Origin of the sequence: uncultured Veillonella sp., assembly GCF_934230905.1 — a bacterium.
Lineage (GTDB): Bacteria > Bacillota > Negativicutes > Veillonellales > Veillonellaceae > Veillonella.
In genome coordinates this window covers 1-23,376 of the sequence record NZ_CAKQFJ010000015.1, presented here as the reverse complement: position 1 = coordinate 23,376, position 23,376 = coordinate 1, and the positions used below count along the sequence as shown (strand labels likewise).

Genomic DNA, 23,376 nt, shown 5'->3' with positions numbered 1-23,376 from the left:
GGCCATCCTATGAAAACTGCATTCGTATTTCCAGGTCAAGGATCCCAAAAAGTAGGCATGTTACAAGATTTGTATAATGCATACCCAATCGTTAAACAACGTTTTGAAGAAGCTGATGAAGCATTGGGCTATTCTATTTCTAAATTATGCTTCGAAGGCCCTGATACAGAATTGGTTAAGACTGCTAATACACAACCGGCTATTTTAACTGCTTCCGTAGCTTGCTATGAAGTGTTGAAAGAACAAGGCTTTACACCAGATATCGTAGGTGGTCATAGCTTAGGTGAATATAGTGCGTTAGTCGCTGCCGGTGTTCTTGATTTTAAGGATGCTGTGTATGTAGTTCATAAACGTGGTGAATATATGCAAGAAGCTGTACCATTGGGCAAGGGTGCTATGGCGGCTATTCTAGCATTGCCAAGAGAACAAGTTGTTGAAATTTGCCAACAAGTTAATGATACAGTTGGTTCTGTACAAGCTGTAAACTTTAACTGCCCTGGTCAAATCGTAATCGCTGGTGAAACAGCTGCCGTAGAAACAGCAGCTGAAAAAATGAAAGAAGCCGGTGCAAAACGTGCAGTAATGCTTCCTGTAAGTGCTCCATTCCATAGTCGTCTTATGGAACCTGCAGCGCTTCGTTTAAAAGAAGAATTAGATAAGATCCAAGTTAACGATGCTAAGATTCCAGTAGTAGCTAATGTAACTGGCAAAATTTTGACAAATGCTAGTGACATTAAAGAATCTTTAGTAACACAAGCAGCTAATCCTGTATTGTGGGAAGATTGTGTTGTAGAAATGGTTAATTTTGGCGTAACAAGATTTGTTGAAGTTGGCCCAGGTAAAGTTTTAACAGGTTTCACTAAAAAAATTAACAAAGAAATGGAATTAGCTAATGTAGAAGACATTCCATCCTTAGAGAAAACGCTTGAATTTTTAAAGGGGGTTCGATAAAATGCACTTAGAGGGTAAAGTAGCTCTCGTAACTGGCGCCTCTCGTGGTATCGGTCGCGCCGTTGCTATTCAGCTTGCACAATCTGGTGCTGATGTTGCTGTTAACTATAGTGGCAGTGAAGCTGCTGCTCAAGAAACAGTGGACGCTATCTTAGCATTGGGGCGCAAAGCGATTAAAATTAAAGCTAATGTTGCAAATGCTGAAGAAGTTGCAGCAATGGTTGAAGAAACGCATAAAACATTTGGTCACATCGATATCTTGGTAAATAATGCAGGTATCACACGTGATGGTTTACTTATGCGTATGAAAGATGAAGACTTTGATGCCGTTATCGATATCAACCTCAAAGGTGTATATTTGGTAACAAAAGCAGTATCCAAAATCATGATGAAACAACGTGCTGGTCATATTATTAACATGACTTCTGTTGTGGGTTTGATGGGTAATGCTGGTCAAGCTAACTATGCAGCTTCTAAAGCTGGTGTAATCGGTTTTACTAAATCTTGTGCAAAAGAGTTAGCTAGCCGTGGTATCACAGTTAATGCAATCGCACCTGGTTTTATCAATACTGATATGACAGATGTATTGCCTGAAAAGGTAAAAGAAGCTATGGTAACACAAATTCCGTTGGGCCGTATGGCTAAAGCTGAAGAAGTGGCTGCCGTAACAACATTCCTTGCTAGTGATTTTGCTAGCTATATTACAGGTCAAGTCATCAATGTAGATGGTGGCATGGTAATGTAGTTACAAAATTAGACTATATATAAATCTCATTTGAAAGGAGGTGAACCACTAATGAGCACTTTCGATAAAGTTAAAGCAATCGTTGTGGAACAATTAGGCGTTGATGAAGCTGAAGTTACCATTGATTCTACATTCATCGACGACTTAGGCGCTGACTCCTTGGATATCGTTGAATTGATCATGGCATTTGAAGAAGAATTCAATGTTGAAATCCCTGACGACGTTGCAGAAAAAATCAAAACCGTTAAGGATACAGTAGAATATATTGATTCTGCTAAATAAGCTGTATAGCTGACAATTCAGCCGTGCGGGGAGCCGAGTGGCTCCCCAAAGCGGTTTTGTTTACAGGAGGAATTGATAGTGAAGCTCCCTGAACTTCGCATTGGGAATCTAGTGGCCAAAGTACCTATTATTCAAGGTGGTATGGCGATTAGATTGTCTACAGCTCGGTTGGCATCAGCCGTTGCAAATGAAGGCGGTATTGGTCTTATTGCAGCATCTGGATTGCCTTTTGATGAATTAAGATATGAAATACAATTAGCTAGAAAATTATCACCTACGGGTATTATTGGTATAAATGCGATGGTTGCGGCTACGCAATTCGCGGGTCTTGTTAAAACAGCCATCGAAGAAGGCATTGATCTTGTTGTGGCAGGTGCCGGTTTCTCAAGAGATATGTTCGCAATGGGTAAGGAGTCTGGTACTCCTATCGTACCTATTGTTTCATCTGCAAAATTAGCTCGAATTTCTGAAAGCTTGGGTGCCGCTGCGGTTATCGTAGAAGGTAGTGAGGCGGGTGGTCACTTGGGAACAGATCGTTCTGCTCGTGACATTGTACCAGAAGTAGTAGCAGCCGTAAAAAATATCCCAGTTATTGGTGCTGGTGGTGTATTGGATGGTAAAGATATTGTAGATATGTTTAAATTAGGTGCTAGTGGTGTTCAAATGGGCAGCCGTTTTGCTGCATCTGATGAATGTAATGCATCTGATGAATTAAAAAAAATGTACGTACGTGCTACAAAGACAGAAGATATTGTTCTAATTGATAGTCCGGTAGGATTACCGGGGCAAGCAATTAAAAATAAATTTGCTGAATCTGTTCTAGATGGTACGGTAGCACCGCCAACAGAATGTGACAATTGTTTAAAACATTGCTCCCATAAATTCTGCCTTATTAAAGCTCTTTGTAGGGCTCAACAAGGTGATGTGGAAACGGGGTTAGTATTCTCTGGCAATAATATGAAAAAAGTCGATAAGATTATGCCAGTTAAAGATATTTTTGCACAGTTAAAACAACAAGTAGCAGAAATCGATTAATTTAAGGAGCTATATAGCTATAAGAGGTGGAATAATTGGAAAAACGTGTAGTAATTACTGGCTTAGGAGCGATTACTCCGGTAGGTATCGGTAAAGAGAATTTCTACAATGCGTTGTTAGAGGGTAAATCTGGTATTGGCCCAATTACACGCTTTGATGCATCTGACTATGCAACACGCATTGCAGGGGAAGTAAAAGATTTTGATGTAACTCAATATGGCGTAGATAAAAAAGAAGCTCGTCGTATGGACCGTTCCGTTGAATTTGCTATTGGTGCAGCTGTTTTGGCAGCTGATGATGCAAAATTAGCACTTGATGAAGAAGATTTAGATCGTTGTGGTACTGTTGTTGGTACTGGTATTGGCGGTATTGATTCTATTCATGATGTATATACAACATTATTTGACAAAGGTCCTGGTCGTGTAAGTCCGTTTGCGGTGCCTATGATGATTGCAAATATGTCTTCTGCACGTGTATCTATTCGCCTTGGCTTAAAAGGTCCTGTTATTACAGACGTAACAGCATGTACATCTGGTACCAATGCGATTGGTGATGCATTCCGTATTATCCAACGTGGCGATGCAGATATTATGTTTGCTGGTGGTACTGAGGCAGCTGTTTCTCCTGCTGCTGTAGCTGGTTTTGCTGCTATGAAAGCTATGTCTACACGTAATGATGAACCTACGAAAGCTTCTCGCCCATTTGATAAAGACCGTGATGGTTTTGTAATGGGTGAAGGTGCAGGGATTGTTGTACTTGAAGAATTAGAACATGCTAAAGCTCGTGGTGCTCATATCTATGCTGAAGTTGTAGGTTATGGTACTAATGGTGATGCTTATCACATCACAGCTCCAGCTCCTGGTGGTGTACAAGCTCGTAAATGTATGGAATTAGCAATTAAAGATGCAGGTATTAATCCTAAAGATATTAACTACATCAATGCTCATGGTACATCTACAGGTTTAAATGATAAAAATGAAACTTTGGCTATTAAAGAGCTGTTTGGTGAGCATGCAAAAGATATCGCTGTTAACTCTACAAAATCTATGACAGGTCACTTGTTGGGTGCTGCTGGTGCTATTGAAACTATTGTAATGGCAATGGCTATTGAAACGGGTAAAGTTCATCCAACTATTAACTGTGATAATCCAGATGAAGGTTTAGATCTTGATTATGTACGTGAAGGTGCTCGTGATTTACATATTACGGCTGCTCTTTCCAATTCCTTTGGCTTTGGTGGTCATAACGGTACACTTTGTGTTCGCCGTTATGAAGACTAATGGGGCGTCACGTATCGCATAAGAATACTATAATGACACAAGCTCGTGAAGATTCTCTTCATGAGCTTGTTAGTCGTTTACATATACCGAATATTGATATTTCAATTTTAGATTGTGCTTTTACTCATACATCTTATGCGAATGAACATAAATCTAAGCATATTCATCATAATCAACGCTTAGAATTCCTAGGTGATGCTGTATTGGACTTAATTATTGGCGAATATTTATTTAAAACACATCCAGAGATGTCAGAAGGTAATTTAACTAAGATTAAGGCGGCAACAGTTTGCGAGGATTCATTAGCTACAGTTAGTCGTACATTGCATTTAGGTGACTATTTATTACTGGGCCATGGAGAAAAGTCCTCTGGTGGTAGTGATAGAAAATCTATATTGGCTGACACCTTTGAATCCTTAATTGGTGCATTATATATTACAACAGACTATACAACAGTAATGGAATTTGTTTTACATTATTTAGCCCCTAATCTTAAACAAGCATTAGAAGGTAAGCGTGGAAAAGATTATAAGACATTGTTACAAGAATTTGTACAACGTGATGGTGACAAACATATTGTATATAATCTTATTAGCGAATCGGGACCTGATCATGCTAAAACATTTATGATGGAAGTATCCATTGATGGTGTAACCTATGAGGCAGGTACTGGTAAAAGTAAAAAAATTGCAGAACAACATGCGGCACAATTGACATTAGAACGGTTAATGGCTGCTATATAATAAGCGCCGAAAGGCGCTTTTTATATAGGAACTATTAATATGAAGCGTTTTAAATACGATACCATGAAACGTAAAGCGTAGAGTAGTAATAGGAGGGAGGTATATTTATGAAATATGGCATGATTCCATTTTTTATTCCTCATGTAGGCTGTCCTCATGTGTGTACATTTTGCAATCAGTCTAGGATTACAGAAGTATCAGGAATAGGATATTTAACTCCAGAGTATATTACATCTACTATAAAAGATTATGTAGACGCGTTTAGAGATGATAAATATTGGGAGGTTTGTTTTTATGGTGGATCTTTCTCGGCTATTAATCCAAATTTACAAAGACAATTACTATTACCCGCTTATGAAGCTCTACAAGAGGGGCTTATAGATAGTATTCGATGTTCTACGAGACCTGATGCCGTAAATGATGCACAATTAGAGCTACTACGGTCATTTGGTGTGAAAACAATAGAGCTCGGTGTACAATCAATGGATGATATTGTGCTATCCTTAGCTAAACGCGGTCATACCTCTAATGATGTAACATTAGCTGTTAAGCAATTAAGAAAGTTTGGATTTACTGTAGGCCTACAACTATTACCAGGACTTTTAGGGGAGTCTTGGCATACGATTATAAAAACAGCAGTCGAAATTTCTAGATTACAGCCTGATTTTGTGCGTATTTATCCGGTTCTTGTTATAGAAAATACAGAACTAGCAGAACAATATAAAGCGGGGATATATGAGCCCTTATCGTTGAATCGTGCTTTGCAATATTGTTCATTTTTAAAGACTTGGTTTGAATCTCATCATATCACTGTTATTCGCACCGGTCTACAAAGTACAGAAGAACTTGATACAGGACATAGTGTATTGGCTGGTCCTTATGAACCCGCCATGGGGGAATTGGTGACAAATGGACAATGGAGACAACGTATAGAACATTGCGTAGATGAGCATACAGAGTACTTCAATAATGCTATACACTCCATTGTTATCGATTACCCACGGAATCTTACGTCTAAGGTAAGAGGCTTGAAAAAATGCAATATAAGATATTTTGAAAAAATATACAACGATATAACTTTTACATGGCGAGAAAATAATGATATTGCTACAGTACAATGCAGTATAGATGGTATGGTATATGTGGTATAATTAAAGATATGATTTAATGGGGTTATACTAAGAAAGGAGGCAGTCATGCAATTACTGCGGTTAGAATTGAAAGGATTTAAATCCTTTGCTGATAAAACAGTTGTAAAATTCTCCCCAGGGATGACTGCCGTTATTGGTCCTAACGGGAGTGGTAAAAGTAATATTACGGATGCTATGAAATGGGTTTTAGGGGAATCCAATGTGCGTAATTTACGTGGACAACGTGCGGAGGATATCATTTTCTCTGGTACAGAAAAGCGAAAACCGATGAGTGCTGCTGAGGTTACTCTCGTATTTGATAATGCAGATGGTCAACTTGATGTGGATATGCAAGAAGTAGCCATTACACGTCGTATTTATCGGACCGGTGAAAGTGAGTTTCTTATCAATAAACGGACATGCCGATTAAAGGATATTCATTTATTGCTTGCTGACACAGGCCTTGGCAAAGACTCAATGGCTATTATTGGGCAAAATCGTATTGATGCAATTCTTAATAGTAAACCTGAAGAACGTCGACTTATTTTTGAAGATGTGGCCGGTATTTCTCGCTTTAAAATTAATAAAGAAGATGCATTGCGACGTATTGCTAGTACAGATCGTAATATGGAACGTATTCGTGATATTATGGCAACCATTGAGGAACAATTAGAACCTCTTGCAGAAAAAGCGGAAACAACAAAAAAATATATGGCACTAAGTCGTAGTAAACGCGAATATGATGGTGTTATTGGCTTTCATAATTATAAGACGGCTGATCGTTTATTAACTCGTGCCGAGAATGATAATATTGCGTTGAAGGATGAGGATATTGAGTTACAAACTCAATTATCTACATTGGATGCTCGTCGTCATACATTACAGGCTGAAAATACTAAGGATCAAGAACAATTAAAATCTTGGGAAGCACAGTTTAGCGAAAAACAGAGGGAAGAAGAACGTATCAATGGTACTGTAACACTTCTAGAAGAACAGCTGCGTACAACTAAGCGTGAAGTAGAGGATACTTCATTTCGTATTAGTGAAGCAGAGGCATCTAAAAAGGGCGAAGAGCAACAGTTGCTCATTTTAGAACGTCTTATTGAGGATGAAATAGCACAATTAGAATCTGAACGTACTCAATTTATAACCTTAGAAGATAATTACAATCAAGCGGTTATTCAATTAGATGCAGAACAATCATCATGGAAGTCCTTAGAGAACGATAGACAAGCGTATCAACAACGCCAATTAGATTTAGTGGCAAACATTGAAACGGCTAAGGCCACATTAAGAAATTTAGAGGGGCGTAAGTCAGAAGCTACTAATCAAGTTCAAACTTTAGAAGTGGAAATTAAAGAGGTTCAATCTAATTTAGCAGTAGCAAAATCTGAATATGAATCATTAGAGGCTCAATTTAATGAGTTATCTAATAAACGGAAGTCCTTAGTTGATGAAGAGCGCTCTGCATTAGAGCAATTGCGAGAAGCACGGAAATCCTTGAACCGTATGAGTAGTGATGCACAGAAGGCTCAGGGTCGATTAGAGTTATTGACACAATGGGCAGAGCAGCATGAAGGTTATTTAGAAGGTACTAAAAATATCCTTAATGGTAAGGGTCCTTGGCGTGAAGCAATTAAAGGGGCGGTAGGTGATTTATTTACTGTAGATAATCGCTTTACTGTTGCTATTGAAATCGCATTAGGTGGTAGTGTTAACCATGTTGTGACAACGACAGCTAAAGCCGCATCAGAAGGCGTTCAATTCCTTAAATCAATTCAAGGAGGACGTGTTACTTTCTTACCTATGGATTCTGTAAAAGGTCGTCCTTATGATACGCCTGCATTGTCGGAAGATGGTGTCATTGGTACAGCTGTCAATTGTATTGAATTTGATGCTGCTTACAATCATATCTTTCAATATTTGTTGGGCCGTACATTAATTGTAGAAACAATGGAACGGGCTATTGCGTTACAAAAGAAATATAATCAGCAGTTGCGTATCGTTACATTGACAGGTGAACAATTCCAACCAGGTGGTTCTTTAACTGGTGGTGCAACGAAGAAAAAACGGAGTTCTTTGTTAAGTCGTCGTGAAGAGGCGGCTCGTTTAGAAGCCGAATTAGCCTCTGTGGAAGAGCGTACAGCCAATCTTGAACAACAGATTAAGGATGAAGAAAATCGTATTGAACGGGCGCAACAAGAGAGAAGTGCATTGGATGAACATTATCAACATACCAATCTTTTGTTCTCCGCAAGTCAAACGAAGATTCAGAATATTGAAAACCAATTAGAACGTAAAAAGCGTGTGCTTCATGATGAACAGGAACGTATCATTCAAATTGATGTAGACATGGGGCAAACGAAACATGTGCTTTCACAATCTGAATCCGAATTGGCAGCGTTACATAATTCACCTGAACAACAAGGTGATCAATCGGCGATTATGGAACGATTAAATGTGTTGCAAAAGGCGCAGCAAGAGGCATATGAAGCATTTACTGCATCTAGATTGCTTTGTGAACGATTAGAAAGCACCATAGAAGAACGTAAGGTACAACAAGAGCAACGAAAGCAAAATTTGGAAACTATAGCATCTCGCTTACATCCTCTCATGGAGTTATTACATTCTAGTGAAGAGCGTTTGAATGGTGTGATTCCTGAACAAATTCGAGTTGCTAACGAGTCGCTTGCAGTGATTCGTGGAGAGGTGGAAAAACTTCGCGCTTTACGCGATGAAGCGTATCAATCGACTGCTGGTGCACGAGAAGAGATTGAATCAATTTTAGCTGAACAAGATCGACTCAATCAGAGATACAAGGTGGTTCAAAATCGTCTAGTGGAAGCAGAAGGTAAATTGACGCGTTATCGCATGGATTGTGATCGTGCTGTAGAGGATTTGAATACATTAGGTTATTCATTAGAGGATGCACAACATATTAATATTGCCGGTTCTGTGAATGATTGGAAAATGGAACAAGCTCGTTTAATGGCGGACATTGCTGAACTTGGTTCTGTTAATCCTAACGCTATTGAAGAATATGAAGAGACAAAAAATCGGTATGAGTTCTTATCAAATCAATTAACAGATCTCGATACGGCAAAAGAACAACTACAGGCGGTTATCGCTGAAATGGATAAGGCCATGAGCACGCAACTCTACGATGTATTAGAGGTGGTTGGTAAGCAGTTCCAACATGTATTCAGTCAATTATTTGGTGGTGGTACGGCTCAAATCGTACTTACCGACCCAGAAAATATCTTGACTGGTGGTATTGATTTTTACATCCAACCACCAGGGAAAAAGCGTCAGCAATTGACGTTACTATCTGGTGGAGAACGAGCACTCACAGTTATTGCCTTATTGTTCTCGTTCCTCGACTATCGTCCGGCTCCATTCTGTGTGCTTGACGAAGTTGATGCTGCTTTGGATGAAGCAAATGTAGAGCGATTTAGTTCTTATTTGAATCGGGTAAATAAGGAAACACAGTTTATCGTCGTATCACATCGTAAGAAAACGATGGAAGCTGCCGAAGTATTACAAGGGGTTACCATGGTGGAACGCGGTGTATCTCGATTGTTAACGGTTTCATTTGAAGATGTGAAGGAGGATCTAGCATAATGGCATTTGGATTCTTTAATAAAATTAAAGAGGGCTTAGAAAAAACTCGTAAGTCCTTTGTAAAAAATGTAGAAACAGTGATCATTGGTTATGCAGAAATCGATGATGATTTTCTTGATGATTTAGAAGCGGTCATGCTCACTAGCGATTTAGGTCCTAAGACTACAGAGTATTTGATGAAGGAAATCCGCCGTGGTGTTACGGAAGGTATTATTAACAATACTGGTGATGTAATGCCATTCATGGAAGACCGCATCACAGAAATGTTAGTTGACCAAGAGGATGAAATCACACTTCACCACCCAGAGGTTATTCTGGTTGTTGGTGTTAATGGTGTGGGTAAGACTACAACTATTGCTAAATTGGCAAACTACTATACTAAAGAAGGTAAAAAGGTTATCATCGCTGCTGGAGATACATTCCGTGCGGCGGCGGCTGACCAATTATCTATCTGGGCTGATCGTGTAGGTGTGCCTATTGTTAAACATAAAGAAGGGGCCGACCCTGCAGCTGTTGTATACGATGCAATGGAAGCAGCAAAGGCTCGTAATGCAGATATGGTGATTGTTGATACGGCTGGTCGCCTTCATACAAAGGTGAATCTTATGGAAGAACTTAAAAAGATGGGCCGTGTAGCAAATAATCATGTTGAAGGCGCTCCACATCAAACATTGCTTGTTCTAGATGGTACTACAGGTCAAAACGCAGTAAGTCAAGCTAAACTATTTGGTCAAGCAGTACCAGTAAATGGTATTGTTGTAACTAAACTTGATGGTACAGCAAAAGGTGGCGTAGTTATTTCTATTAAAGAAGAACTAGGCGTACCTGTACGCTGGATTGGCGTTGGTGAAGGTATGGATGACTTGCGTCCATTTAATGCGAAAGAATTTGCTAATGCACTATTTAATAAAGGAATGATTCAAGGTGACAAATAAATATAACCGGGAATTCTTACTTGAGTATGTAGAATCTGAAAATAAAAAAAATGAATGTAATGTTAGCCTAGAAAATATGGAAAAGATTGTTAGTTTAATCGAGTATTTTGGCATTGAGTTATATCGTCCTATTACAAGATTACTACTTTCAAATTGGGAAGAAATTACTGAACGTATTAATAACTATACTGAATTAGATTGGATGATGGCTGATGAAATTCAAAAGACAACGCCCACATTAGATCGCTTTTCTATTGCTATGCTTATCGAAGTATTAGAAGGTGAGGATACATTGAACCAAGCAGAAAATGCAGGCCGCCGTCTTTCAGAGGAAGAACTTAAGGCTATCCGCAAACATCAGGATGAACAGTAATGAAACATAATACATATAATTATGAAGGGGGTCAACCATTTAAAGTGGAGGCGCCCTTTACACCTACAGGGGACCAACCAAATGCAATTCAATCCTTAACAGAGGGGGTTGAACGTGGTGAATGGGCTCAAGTCTTGCTTGGTGCTACTGGTACAGGTAAGACTTTTACAATGGCTAAGGTTATCGAAGCGGTTCAAAAACCGACGTTGATTATTGCTCACAATAAGACATTGGCTGCACAATTATGTAGTGAGTTTAAAAGTTTTTTCCCTAATAATGCAGTCGAATACTTTGTATCTTACTATGATTTCTATCAACCCGAGGCGTATATCCCTTCTAGTGATACGTACATCGAAAAGGATGCTTCCATTAATGATGAAATTGATAAGTTACGCCATAGTGCTACTATGAGTCTCTTTGAGCGTCGCGATGTTATCATCGTTGCCTCTGTTAGCTGTATTTACGGCTTAGGTGACCCTGAGGATTACTCTGAACTCGTATTATCGTTGCGCTTAGGTCAGACGAAATCTCGTGATGAAATTCTATCTAAACTTGTAGATATTCAGTATACGAGAAATGATATGAACTTTATCCGCGGTACATTCCGTGTGCAAGGTGATACCATAGAAATTTTCCCTGCTGCCTATAGTGAAAGAGCTATTCGGGTAGAACTCTTCGGTGATGAAATTGATCGGCTTGTAGAGGTGGATGCTTTGACGGGCGAAGTCATTGCCGAGCGTAAGCACGTTGCAGTATATCCGGCATCTCACTATGTCACAACGAAAGAAAAGATGAAAGTTGCGGTAGAACGAATTGAAGCCGAATTAGATGAACAGTTAGCTAAGTTAAAAGCTGCTGACCGTTTACTTGAGGCGCAACGACTTGAACAGCGCACTCGTTACGATATAGAAATGATGCAAGAAATGGGCTACTGCTCAGGTATCGAAAACTACTCACGCCATATGTCTGAACGTAAGGCGGGAGAGGCTCCGTATACATTAATAGACTATTTCCCAGATGATTTTCTTATTATGGTGGACGAGTCTCATGTAACGATACCCCAAGTACGTGCCATGTACAATGGTGACCGTGCTCGTAAGGAATCCCTTATTGAATATGGGTTCCGGCTGCCTTCTGCACTTGATAATAGACCGCTTCAATTTGATGAATTCGTGGAACGTATCAATCAAATCGTGTATGTTTCGGCAACACCTGGTCCTTATGAAATGGAAGTAGAAACGAATATTGCAGAGCAAATTATTCGTCCTACAGGTCTATTGGATCCATCTATTGAAATTCGCCCTATTAAGGGACAAATGGATGACCTGCTTGGTGAAATACATAAGCGTGCTGCTAAGAATGAGCGTGTCCTCGTTACGACCTTAACAAAGAAAATGGCGGAGGACTTAACAGAATTCTTGAAAAAAATGGGCGTCCGTGTTCGTTACCTTCATTCGGATATTGTCACCATCGAGCGTGCTGAAATCATTCGCGATTTGCGAGCTGGTGTATTCGATGTACTGGTGGGGATAAACTTGCTTCGTGAAGGCCTCGATATGCCAGAGGTTTCTCTCGTAGCAATATTAGATGCAGATAAGGAAGGTTTTTTACGTTCCGATACAGCCATGATACAAACAATTGGTCGTGCCGCACGAAACGTGAATGGTCATGTTATCATGTACGCAGATCGTGTGACAGGATCTATGCAACGTGCCATTGATGAAACAGATCGTCGCCGTGCTGTGCAAGAAACGTATAATATTGAACACCATATTACGCCAAAATCTGTATCTAAAGATGTGAAAGAGCTTATTGAGCTCACCAAAATCGAAGAAGATATGGTGACCGATGGCAAGGGGCTTTCACCAAAGAAGGGAAAAAAGAAATCCTCTTCATCTGGCATGGACCATGGACACGAACCATATACTCAAGATGTATCTACACCTAAGGTGGCAGATATAACTCCAGAAGAGTTGTTTAATAAGATTGAAGAGCTTGATCGTCAAATGAAGGCCTCTGCAAAGCAACTTGAATTTGAAAAGGCGGCGAAGCTGCGTGATCAATTGGGCGTATTACGTCAACAATGGTCCGATATGCATAGCGCAGGTGAAAGCAAATTAAAAAAAACTGCATCATCTAAAGGTAGAAAGCGGACTAGTCCAAAGAGTAAATAGATTGTAAGAAAACACATAGATTATACAGAGTCGTTTTGAGAAGCTCTTATTGAGTATTAGTGTGGGACTGTTGGATAATAGTACTATTTACGGTTACAATATTTAGTTTTGAAAAGATATGGTGCCTAGAGGGTATCATTTTTTATATAGGTACATAGATGAAAGATCAATTGATTGTAAAGGGTGCGCGTCAGCATAACCTTAAAAATATAGATATTTCACTACCGCGAGACAAGTTTATTGTCTTAACTGGTTTAAGTGGATCCGGTAAATCGTCTCTTGCATTCGATACGATTTACGCAGAAGGGCAACGTCGCTATGTAGAGTCTTTATCTGCTTATGCACGTCAATTCTTGGGACAAATGGATAAGCCTGATGTAGATTATATTGAAGGTTTATCTCCAGCTATTTCTATCGATCAAAAGACCACAAGCCGTAACCCTCGTTCTACAGTTGGTACTGTAACGGAGATTTACGATTACTTGCGTCTATTATTTGCTCGCGTAGGTCATGCTCATTGTCCAGACTGTGGTAAGCCTATTACACAGCAAACCATACAACAAATGACAGATGACGTAATGAGTTTCCCAGAAGGTACTAAGATTTTAGTATTAGCGCCTATGATTCAAGGGAAAAAAGGGGAACATAAATCCGTCTTTGAACAACTTCGCAAGGAAGGTTTTGTTCGTGCTCGCGTAGATGGCGTTGTATGTACATTGGATGAAGATATTGTATTAGAGAAAAATAAAAAGCATTCCATTGATATCGTAGTTGACCGCCTTGTAGTCAAAGAAGGTATTGAATCCCGGTTAGCTGATTCCATGGAAACTGCTTCCAAATGGGCAGAAGGCATTGTTATTGTTCAAGAAGTAGATGGCCCAGAGCATATGTATAGTCAAAACTTTGCTTGCCCTGATTGTCATATTTCATTGCCTAAAATTGAGCCACGAATGTTTTCTTTTAACAGTCCATTTGGTGCATGCCCTTCATGTTTAGGTATTGGCTCTACTATGGAGGTTGATGAGGAGAGAGTGATTCCTGATGGCTCTATTAGTTTTGCCGATGGTTGCGTGCAAGCGTTGAGTTCTAATCCTAACGCGTGGTTTATGCGTCAGTTAGAAGGTCTATTGAAAGCCAATGGATACTCCTTAGATTCTACCTATGATGAATTGCCAAAAGCATTACAGAAGAAGGTCATGTATGGTACAACAGATAAGGTGGCTTTCACCTATGAAAATATGCGTGGTGAAGAAAAGGAATTTTTTACCGAGTATGAAGGCATTTTGCCGATGGTGAAACGTCGCCATAGTGAAGCATCTACCGATTCTATGCGTGAAGAATTTGAAAAATTTATGTCCATCAAACCATGTACTACATGTCATGGGGCTCGTTTAAAACCTGAGGTATTAGCGATTACTGTAGGGGATAAGAATATTAATGAAGTAACCCAATTAACGATTAAAGAAGCGTTAGATTTTTTTAGCAGTTTACAGTTAACCGAACGGGAAGAAGTAATTGGAGCTCAAATTTTAAAAGAAATTAATGCTCGTCTTGGATTTCTTAATAATGTAGGCTTAGACTATCTAACAATGAACCGAAGTGCAGGCACATTATCTGGTGGTGAAGCACAGCGTATTCGGTTAGCAACGCAAATAGGCTCTGGCCTTGTGGGTGTATTATACATTCTTGATGAACCATCTATCGGTTTACATCAACGGGATAATGATCGACTCATTGATACTCTAAAAGGGTTACGTGATTTAGGTAATACTTTACTTGTCGTAGAACATGATGAAGATACGATGCGCGCTGCAGATTACCTTGTAGATATCGGTCCTGGTGCGGGTGAACATGGTGGTCAAATTATTGCAGCTGGCACAGTCGGTGAGGTTATGCAGGTGAAAGAGTCCATTACAGGGCAATATTTGAGTGGACGCAAGTTTATAGCTCTTCCTGAAGAGCGCCGTAAACCTGGTAAGAACTGTATTGAAATACGTGGTGCTAAAGAAAATAACTTACAAAATATTAATGTAAAATTTCCAATAGGCTTGTTTACCGTAGTTACAGGTGTCAGCGGTTCCGGTAAGTCTACCTTGATAAATGAAATCCTTTATAAAGGATTGGCAAATCAATTGTATCGTTCGTATCATAAGGTGGGAGCTCATAAAGAAATTCGGGGCCTAGAGTATGTAGATAAAATTATTAATATTGATCAAAGTCCGATAGGTCGAACACCACGTTCTAATCCTGCTACGTATACCGGTGTTTTTGATGCGATTCGTGAACTATATAGCCAAACACCAGAGGCTAAGATGCGCGGATATAAACAAGGTCGCTTTAGCTTTAATGTAAAAGGCGGCCGATGTGAAGCTTGTCGTGGTGATGGTATCATCAAAATTGAGATGCATTTTTTACCGGATGTGTACGTACCTTGTGAAGTCTGCAAAGGGGAACGCTATAATCGCGAAACATTGGAGGTTAAATACAAGGGCAAATCTATTGCAGATGTTCTAGATATGACCGTAGATGATGCGGTAGAATTCTTTAGTGCTATTCCTAAAATTTATAAAAAAATGGTAACGTTGCAAGAGGTAGGTCTTGGCTATATTCGTTTAGGCCAAGCGGCTACTACATTATCTGGTGGTGAAGCACAACGTGTTAAATTGGCTACAGAACTAGCGCGTCGTAGTACAGGTAAAACATTATATATTCTTGATGAGCCCACAACTGGACTTCATGCTGAAGATATTCGTAAACTGTTAGATGTACTACAGAAACTTGTAGATGGTGGCGACACAGTTATCGTTATTGAACATAATCTCGATGTTATCAAAGTGGCGGATCATATTATAGATCTCGGTCCTGAAGGTGGTAATCGAGGTGGTACCATCGTGGCTACCGGTACACCGGAACAGATTGCAAAGGTGAAAGAAAGCTATACTGGAAAATTCTTAGGTCCTGTATTAGAACAGACTAAGAAATTCATGAATGCTGCAAAGAAAAAGAAATAATTTGTATCGCATTGCCTTGCATGGTTTCGACGATGAAATATTAATCTAATAGTATGGAGAATCAATAAAGAAAGGAGGCTATATGGCGTCTGAAGAGTTATTAGAAAAGGTTAGCCATTTACCGACCACACCGGGGGTCTACTTATGGCGTGATCAATATAACCGCATCATCTATGTGGGGAAAGCAATTAACTTACGCAATCGCGTGCGGTCCTATGTGCGTAATGATGCGAATCGAGCGCCTAAGGTAACGGCGATGATGAAGCGTGCCGTTGATGTAGAGATTATTCAAACAAAGACGGAAATGGAAGCCCTTATATTAGAAAATACACTTATCAAAGAACATAAGCCGAAATACAATATTTCCCTTAAGGACGATAAGACGTATCCTTATGTTAAAATCTCTGTTCAAGAAGACTATCCTCGCGTATATATGACACGTCGCCTTGAGCGTGATGGGGCTAAATATTTTGGGCCCTTTACCGATGTGACAGCCGTTCATATAGTCCTCAAGTTGATTCGTCAGTATTTTCCATTGCGTACCTGTAAATCTATGAAGGTAGAACGCCCTTGTTTGCAGTATCATATGCACTATTGTGAAGCGCCATGCTTTCATAAGATATCAGTACCGGATTATCGTAAATATATCGATGAAATTATAGAACTCTTTGAGGGAAAACCAATCCCATTGCTTAAAGAAATTAAGGAAAAGATGGAAGAAGCTGCGGAAGAGCTTCGATTTGAAGATGCAGCACGCTATCGAGATCAATTGACGAGCATTGAGAAAATTCAAGAAAAACAGCGGATGGTAACGCAACGTGGTGATCTAGATGTACTGGGGATAGCTGTAGATGGTCAATTGGCATGTGTACAATTACTCTTTATTCGAGGTGGCCGTCTATTAGGCCGAGAAAATTACTTTGTGCAAAATGAAGGTGACTCGGAAGAAACCATTATGACTGATTTCATTAAGCAGTATTATGGGGATACTACCTTTATTCCTAAAGAGTTATTATTGCCTATGGAAAGCTCGGAGCAACATCTATTTAAGGATTGGTTTAGTGAAATGAAGGGCCAACAGGTAGACGTTCTCGTGCCTCAGCGGGGCTATAAGATGGACATGATTAAAATGGCTCATGAAAATGCTGAAACATTTCTTGAAGAACGTCGTCGCCAATGGCAATACCAAATCGATAAGAGTGGCGGTGCCGTCAAGAAATTGGCGGAGGTCCTAGACTTGCCAAGATTACCAGAGCGTATGGAGTGTTTCGATATCTCCCATACACAAGGCTCTGAAACAGTCGCCTCTATGGTTGTCTTTGAAGGTGGTAAGCCGGCTAAGAAGGAATACCGTCGGTTTAAATTAAAGACCACACAGGGCAAGCCCGATGACTTTAAATCGATGGCAGAAATTATGGAACGCCGTTATGGTAATGAAACGGATTGGCCTATGCCAGATCTCATCATTATCGATGGTGGTAAGGGGCAGCTCAATGCATCCATACCGCTTATACGCGCTGTAGGTGTTACAGATGTGCCTGTTATATCCTTGGCAAAACGGATAGAAGAGGTCTTTGTAGAGGGACAATCTGAAAGTATTATTTTGAGTCATCATTCACCAGAGTTGCAATTATTGCAACAAATTCGTGATGAAGCCCATCGATTTGCTATTACTTATCATCGTAAATTACGGGGCAAACGTAATTTAGAATCCGTGCTCGATCACATTGATGGCATTGGTCCTAAACGACGTAAGGCTTTATGGGCTCATTTCAATAGCTTAGAAGCTATGAAACAAGCCAGTATAGATGAATTGGCTAAGGTGGATTCTATGAACTATAAGACGGCGGAAACCTTATATAATTTTTTTCGCATGTCCAAGGTCGAAAAACAAGATGTATTACAAGGAAATAAAATGTAATACGAATATAATTAGTTGCACCTTATACTAGAAAAGCAGCACTGCTGAGTATGACTCGCAGTGCTGCTTTTGTACGTTATGCTTTAATAGGTACTTGTTTGTGTTGAATATACCATGTTCGAATGGTGAATAGTATGCCTGCTACAATTACGCTAGATAATAGGCCTATCCATACACCAAATGGACCGTAGTCGGGATTATTGGCGAGAATGTACGCGATAGGGAAGCAAACACCCCAATAGGAAATGAGCGAAATGTAGAACACAATCTTTACATCCTTGTAGCCACGTAGAATACCTTGTAACGGTGTACCGATGGCATCGACGGCAGAAAAGAAAACGCCATATCCAAGGAATCTATAAATAAGATTATATACCTCTTCATCATTTGTAAATAATGCGGATATGCTTTCCATATGAGTAAATGTGAAAGCACAAATTAAAACCGCAATGACAATGGCTAGAACACGGGAAATATAGGAGTACTGAATAGCTTCCTTATGTCGATCTGCACCAACTTCATAGCCTACGGCAATGGTAGATGCCATGGCAATACTAAGTGGTAAGCAATAGAACACGTTGGTAAAGGAAATGACCGATTGGTGAGCCGCTACAACAGCGGAACCAAAGTGTACCATCAATAGACCGGCAATACTGAAAATGCTGGCTTCGAAAAAGATGGAGGAACCGATTGGCAAGCCGATTTGCAATTGCTCACGTATGTATTGCCATTTTGGGCCCACCCAATCTTTATAGATACGATATCCTTTTAATTTAGGATGGAAGAGCACCATCGCACTAAATAAAATAAAGTTTGTCCAACAGGCTCCGGCAATGCCAAAACCAGCACCTACACCGCCGATTTCAGGCAATCCGAAGTGACCAAAAATCAAGGAGTAATTTAAGAATACATTCACTACAAAGCTTGTTACCACAATGGCCATAGAATAGTGTGTTAAACCGTGAGAATCAACGGTGTTACGCAATGTATTAACCCATAATAGAGGGAATAGGCCAAGTGCGAAAGCTTTCAAATAATTGATACAAACTGCTGTAGCAGCAGGTTCTAAGTTAAGGAAATTTAGTAATGGTACTAATCCGAAAACACCGAGTAGTAATATGATAAGTGCTAGGGCCGTTGCAATATACAACCCTTGGTAGACGATGGTAGATATGCTATTTGTTTTCTTGGCTCCTAATAACTGTGCAATAATCGGGGTGATGCCCATAAGCGTCCCTTGTGCAAAGATATAGAATAATAACCATAGATTGTACCCTGTAGCAACCCCGGCGAGATCAATTGTACTATATTGTCCCGTTAAGAAGATAGCAATAAATGTGCCCCCTACAAGCGAAAACTGGGTGATGCACATAGGAGTAAATAGTTTAATGAACAACCATAATTTTTGTAGTATAGAATATGTTTGATACATAATGACCTCCTAAATTGATGATATATTTTAACATAGTCTATCTATTATGGCTAGGTGTATAGAAAACTATAGAATATAGTTGCATATAAGGGTATTCGCATTAGGAATAGATGGATACATTACAGTATTGTACATGGTGCATCCTCTTTAGTATAATAAGTATATTAAATATTTTCGTTATAGGAGGTATGAATTGGACATTTTATCTGTTCAAGGTTTGTTGGCAATGTTACAAATCATTGTTATCGATATTCTATTGGCTGGTGATAATGCTATCGTAATTGGTATGGCTGCACGAAATTTACCAGCTCATTTACAAAAGAAAGCGATCTTCTGGGGCACAGCCGGTGCTATTATTCTTCGCCTAGTTATGGCGTTCCTCTTCGTTGAGGCGTTAAACACGATTCCAGCGCTTCGTTTGGTAGGCGGTATCCTTTTGTTATGGATTGGGTATAAGCTTGTTGCTGACGACGACAGTGAGCATAATATCGAGGCCAAGGATAGTTTGCGTGCTGCTATCATGACAATCGTCATTGCCGACGGCATCATGGGTATCGATAATGTTATCGGCGTAGTGGGCGCTGCAGGTGGACACATGACAATGGTTGCTATTGGTATGCTCATTACGGTGCCTATCATCGTGTATGGTAGTACATTGTTTGTGAAAGTTATCGAGCGTTTTCCAATTATTCTCTATGTTGGTGGCGGTATCCTAGGATGGGTTGGTGCTGGCATGAGTGTAGAAGATACATTGATTGCTCATACAGTTGAACCCTATGCATTATATATTAAGATAGCTGCAGTCATCCTTGTAGTAGGCGCATCGTTAGTAGCAAAACAACTAAAAAAATAATTAGAATTTAGAATATCTCTTCTCTTCTTTATAGGAGGAGAGATATTTTTTTGCAGTAGATTAGAAAGGATAGTAAAGCTCTTGTTTTAGATGAGAAAATACATGAAATATGGTATAGTTAAGGGATAGTTATAGAATTAATGATAGTTGAGGTACGTATAATGGAATTTTTAGAAGCGGCAACGTGGGTTACGATTGGCAAAATTATATTGATAGATATTTTATTAGCCGGAGATAATGCTGTAGTTATTGGTATGGCAGCCGGTAAATTGGCGCCAGAACTCCAAAAGAAAGCCGTTATATGGGGCACGGTAGGTGCCATCTTAATGCGCCTTGTCTTTGCTACCGTTTTGGTAGAAGCATTAACCTTGATTCCTCTCGTTCATTTAGGTGGTGGACTTGTGCTCATATGGATTGCCATTCAGCTTTTAAAAGGCGATGATGAAGAGGCTCATATTGAAGCTAAAAATTCCTTAATGGGCGCCATTTGGACGATTATTGTTGCCGACGCCATGATGAGTATCGATAATGTTATCGGTGTTGTGGGCGCGGCTAAAGGTCATTTAGAGCTTGTTATCGTAGGTATGTTGATTACGGTACCTATCATCGTATTTTGCTCTACATTATTTGCTCGTATTATCCACAAATTCCCAGCTATTCTTTGGGCTGGTGGTGCACTACTTGGATGGGTTGCCGGTGAAATGATCGTAGAAGATCCACTTCTTTTGCCATACATTCAAGGTGAAGAATTACTCGTTAAATTTGGTGCAGTATTCTTTGTACTCATCGTGACTGGTATCATTAAAATTTGGAAGAAAAGAGACGCGTAATGAACGGTACAGGTCGTACATCTCGTAATAAAAAATCTAAACAACAACATACAGGTGGTAAACTTTCAAAGAAACAACAAGCCATTCTAAATGCACCTGTTAAGCTTGGTGATGAGGTTTTGGTAATCATTCATGGCATTGGCAGTAGTGGGGAAGGTGTAGGTCGAGTCGATGATTTTACCGTCTTTGTTCCCTTTGCATTGCCTGGGGAAACTGTGAAAGTATCCATCAACATGGTGAAAAAGACATATGCGACAGGTAAATTGATTGACATTGTTACACCTGCTGATAACCGTATCGAACCAACTTGCGAACTCTATGGTGTATGCGGTGGTTGCCAATTGCAACATATTACCTACGATGGGCAACTTTCACTAAAAACACAAAAGGTGAAAGACGTTATAGAGCGCATCGGTCACCAAAATCCCAACCTTGTAAAACCAGCATTAGGACCTAAGGAACCTTGGGCATATCGTAACAAGATGCAAATGCCTGTCGGTGGTACTAGAGGCGACATTAAGATGGGATTCTATGCGATGGGTTCTCACGATATCGTACAAGGAACGAATTGCCCTATCCAAGATGACGGAAATAATACAATTGCTCAAGTGTGTTATGACATCGCTAAAGAACTTGATGTTGAGCCATACGATGAACATACAGGCAAAGGTGTATTACGCCATGTAATCGGTCGTATTGGACAATCTGGATGGATGGTTATTCTCGTAACTGCTACTGATTATCTATCACAGCACGAAGAATGGGTTAAGAACATAACAAATCGTATACCACAAGTGGAAACCATCGTTCATAATGTGAATAGTAAACGTACCAATGTCATCTTAGGACCTAAAAATAATATCCTCTATGGGGATGGGACGATTACAGATCACATAAAGGATTTACAGTTTACCTTATCTCCGCATTCCTTTTTCCAGGTTAATCCAGAACAAACTACAGTACTTTACGATCAAGCATTAACTTATGCGGACTTAAAAGGTGATGAAACCGTTATCGATGCGTACTGTGGTACGGGGACCATTTCATTGTTTTTAGCTCATAAGGCAAAACATGTAATAGGTATAGAAATCGTAGAACCAGCCATTATTAATGCTCGTGAAAATGCGAAACGCAATGGTTATGATAATACAGAATTTATCGTCGCTGATGCGGCCGTAGAAATGCCAAAACTCTATAAAGCTGGCGTACGACCAGACGTCATCGTATTCGATCCAATTCGAGCAGGCTGTAAAGAAGAAGTACTAACCTCTGCAGCTGGGATGGAACCAAAACGTATTGTTTACGTATCCTGTAACCCAGCAACTATGGCACGAGACATTGAAATCCTCACACACTACGGCTATGAACTAAAAGAAGTACAACCTGTAGACATGTTCCCTATGACCGCTCACGTTGAGTGCGTAAGTTTGTTGACTAAAGTACAGAATTAAAAGTGTGCCAAATCTTAGTAAACATAGGTCTTTCGAAGATTTGATGCGGCCAAAATTTGAGATGGGAAAATGGTCCGAAAACCGTATAAAGTCTGAAGCTTTTTGAAGGTTGTGTAGATAAAACTGTTGAGATACTTTTTAGACGATATTTAAGTGGGAAAATAACCTACTTAACATATAAATATAAGTGCAAAACATAGTAGACTATTTTAGCGGTAAACGATTATGCTGGTCAAGGTAAGAGAGATACCTGCTTATACAAATGAACCTATCAAATATGTCGTAATCTATGCTCGTGTGATATAGAGAATATTGAAAATATTAGAAAACTACTTCCTGAAAATGCCCTAGATACTTGCCGTGTAACATCCAGATTTTAAAGAAGCTGGTTAGCAGCCTGCAAAATGCAGGCTGTTATTTTATTGTTGTCTTTAGACTGGTTCGCGACGTAGTCGCGAATCATAAAACCACCCGCTATGCGGGTGCGGAAACGAAAGTTATACAAAAAAATCACCTTACTTATGTATAATGAAGGTGTTCAAGCCGCATTATATGCAAAAGAAAGGTGATTTTATATGGCAACAAAGACACAGAGCCTTGCGCACACAA

The 23,376-nt window shown here is 39.7% G+C and carries 17 protein-coding genes; 16 read left to right on the top strand and 1 reads right to left on the bottom strand.

Going from position 1 to position 23,376, the window contains the following annotated elements:
- The first annotated feature begins 9 nt into the window (after positions 1–9).
- The 13 genes from fabD (at position 10) to uvrC (ending at position 18,201) form a co-directional block, all read left to right on the top strand.
- Positions 10–951 (top strand): ACP S-malonyltransferase, encoded by a 942-nt coding sequence (gene fabD, locus Q0E20_RS05530; RefSeq protein ID WP_295997454.1) that lies wholly within the window; start codon positions 10–12, stop codon positions 949–951.
- 1 nt (position 952) lies between these two features.
- Positions 953–1,696, top strand: coding sequence for a 3-oxoacyl-[acyl-carrier-protein] reductase (gene fabG / locus Q0E20_RS05525; protein WP_005376748.1), 744 nt, complete (start codon positions 953–955; stop codon positions 1,694–1,696).
- Positions 1,697–1,747: 51 nt separating this feature from the next.
- Complete coding sequence (locus Q0E20_RS05520) at positions 1,748–1,978, top strand: acyl carrier protein (protein ID WP_005376767.1); 231 nt, start codon at positions 1,748–1,750, stop codon at positions 1,976–1,978.
- Positions 1,979–2,056: 78 nt separating this feature from the next.
- On the top strand, positions 2,057–3,013 hold the full coding sequence (locus Q0E20_RS05515; RefSeq protein ID WP_295997450.1) for a nitronate monooxygenase family protein: 957 nt from the start codon (positions 2,057–2,059) through the stop codon (positions 3,011–3,013).
- Between the two features lie 35 nt (positions 3,014–3,048).
- Entirely contained in the window at positions 3,049–4,293 is a 1,245-nt protein-coding gene (gene fabF, locus Q0E20_RS05510) for a beta-ketoacyl-ACP synthase II (protein WP_295997446.1), read from the top strand.
- Complete coding sequence (rnc, locus tag Q0E20_RS05505) at positions 4,293–5,036, top strand: ribonuclease III (protein ID WP_295997443.1); 744 nt, start codon at positions 4,293–4,295, stop codon at positions 5,034–5,036. The genes fabF and rnc overlap by 1 nt, the downstream gene beginning before the upstream one ends.
- 107 nt (positions 5,037–5,143) lie before the next feature.
- Positions 5,144–6,187 carry an elongator complex protein 3 gene (locus tag Q0E20_RS05500; protein ID WP_295997440.1) on the top strand — a complete coding sequence of 348 codons (1,044 nt, stop codon included), beginning with the start codon at positions 5,144–5,146 and terminating at the stop codon, positions 6,185–6,187.
- Between the two features lie 45 nt (positions 6,188–6,232).
- Positions 6,233–9,787 carry a chromosome segregation protein SMC gene (smc, locus tag Q0E20_RS05495; RefSeq protein ID WP_295997437.1) on the top strand — a complete coding sequence of 1,185 codons (3,555 nt, stop codon included), beginning with the start codon at positions 6,233–6,235 and terminating at the stop codon, positions 9,785–9,787.
- Positions 9,787–10,722: a signal recognition particle-docking protein FtsY gene (gene ftsY / locus Q0E20_RS05490; protein ID WP_295229801.1), complete on the top strand. Its 936-nt coding sequence runs from the start codon at positions 9,787–9,789 to the stop codon at positions 10,720–10,722. The genes smc and ftsY overlap by 1 nt, the downstream gene beginning before the upstream one ends.
- Before the next feature lie 76 nt (positions 10,723–10,798).
- Entirely contained in the window at positions 10,799–11,095 is a 297-nt protein-coding gene (locus tag Q0E20_RS05485) for a hypothetical protein (RefSeq protein WP_295204580.1), read from the top strand.
- Entirely contained in the window at positions 11,095–13,269 is a 2,175-nt protein-coding gene (uvrB, locus tag Q0E20_RS05480) for an excinuclease ABC subunit UvrB (protein ID WP_295997435.1), read from the top strand. Before Q0E20_RS05485 ends, uvrB begins: the two co-directional genes overlap by 1 nt.
- A gap of 158 nt (positions 13,270–13,427) precedes the next feature.
- A complete protein-coding gene (gene uvrA / locus Q0E20_RS05475; protein WP_295997432.1) occupies positions 13,428–16,280 on the top strand; it encodes an excinuclease ABC subunit UvrA in 2,853 nt (950 codons plus the stop codon).
- Positions 16,281–16,362: 82 nt separating this feature from the next.
- Positions 16,363–18,201 (top strand): excinuclease ABC subunit UvrC, encoded by a 1,839-nt coding sequence (uvrC, locus tag Q0E20_RS05470; RefSeq protein WP_295997431.1) that lies wholly within the window; start codon positions 16,363–16,365, stop codon positions 18,199–18,201.
- Between the two features lie 76 nt (positions 18,202–18,277).
- Here the strand turns inward: uvrC and Q0E20_RS05465 are convergent, their stop codons facing one another.
- The gene (locus Q0E20_RS05465) at positions 18,278–19,633 is read right to left on the bottom strand and encodes an MATE family efflux transporter (RefSeq protein WP_295997428.1); all 1,356 of its coding nucleotides are present in this window, start codon (positions 19,631–19,633) and stop codon (positions 18,278–18,280) included.
- Between the two features lie 193 nt (positions 19,634–19,826).
- On the opposite strand from Q0E20_RS05465, the gene Q0E20_RS05460 reads away from it, so the two are divergent.
- From Q0E20_RS05460 to rlmD, 3 genes are all read left to right on the top strand, one after another.
- Entirely contained in the window at positions 19,827–20,486 is a 660-nt protein-coding gene (locus Q0E20_RS05460) for a TerC family protein (protein WP_287510291.1), read from the top strand.
- A gap of 161 nt (positions 20,487–20,647) precedes the next feature.
- On the top strand, positions 20,648–21,316 hold the full coding sequence (locus Q0E20_RS05455; RefSeq protein ID WP_295997420.1) for a TerC family protein: 669 nt from the start codon (positions 20,648–20,650) through the stop codon (positions 21,314–21,316).
- Positions 21,316–22,767, top strand: a complete 1,452-nt coding sequence (gene rlmD, locus Q0E20_RS05450; RefSeq protein ID WP_295997417.1) for a 23S rRNA (uracil(1939)-C(5))-methyltransferase RlmD — start codon at positions 21,316–21,318, stop codon at positions 22,765–22,767. The genes Q0E20_RS05455 and rlmD overlap by 1 nt, the downstream gene beginning before the upstream one ends.
- Positions 22,768–23,376: the final 609 nt, after the last annotated feature.

Excerpts from the sequence above, each read along its gene's own strand:
- fabG (WP_005376748.1), top strand. The coding sequence starts at position 953 with ATGCACTTAGAGGGTAAAGTAGCTCTCGTAACTGGCGCCTCTCGTGGT.
- fabD (WP_295997454.1), top strand. The coding sequence starts at position 10 with ATGAAAACTGCATTCGTATTTCCAGGTCAAGGATCCCAAAAAGTAGGC.
- ftsY (WP_295229801.1), top strand. The coding sequence starts at position 9,787 with ATGGCATTTGGATTCTTTAATAAAATTAAAGAGGGCTTAGAAAAAACT.
- Q0E20_RS05455 (WP_295997420.1), top strand. The coding sequence starts at position 20,648 with ATGGAATTTTTAGAAGCGGCAACGTGGGTTACGATTGGCAAAATTATA.
- rnc (WP_295997443.1), top strand. The coding sequence starts at position 4,293 with ATGGGGCGTCACGTATCGCATAAGAATACTATAATGACACAAGCTCGT.
- Q0E20_RS05485 (WP_295204580.1), top strand. The coding sequence starts at position 10,799 with ATGGAAAAGATTGTTAGTTTAATCGAGTATTTTGGCATTGAGTTATAT.
- smc (WP_295997437.1), top strand. The coding sequence starts at position 6,233 with ATGCAATTACTGCGGTTAGAATTGAAAGGATTTAAATCCTTTGCTGAT.
- Q0E20_RS05465 (WP_295997428.1), bottom strand. The coding sequence starts at position 19,633 with ATGTATCAAACATATTCTATACTACAAAAATTATGGTTGTTCATTAAA.
- Q0E20_RS05500 (WP_295997440.1), top strand. The coding sequence starts at position 5,144 with ATGAAATATGGCATGATTCCATTTTTTATTCCTCATGTAGGCTGTCCT.
- uvrA (WP_295997432.1), top strand. The coding sequence starts at position 13,428 with ATGAAAGATCAATTGATTGTAAAGGGTGCGCGTCAGCATAACCTTAAA.
- Q0E20_RS05520 (WP_005376767.1), top strand. The coding sequence starts at position 1,748 with ATGAGCACTTTCGATAAAGTTAAAGCAATCGTTGTGGAACAATTAGGC.
- uvrB (WP_295997435.1), top strand. The coding sequence starts at position 11,095 with ATGAAACATAATACATATAATTATGAAGGGGGTCAACCATTTAAAGTG.
- uvrC (WP_295997431.1), top strand. The coding sequence starts at position 16,363 with ATGGCGTCTGAAGAGTTATTAGAAAAGGTTAGCCATTTACCGACCACA.
- rlmD (WP_295997417.1), top strand. The coding sequence starts at position 21,316 with ATGAACGGTACAGGTCGTACATCTCGTAATAAAAAATCTAAACAACAA.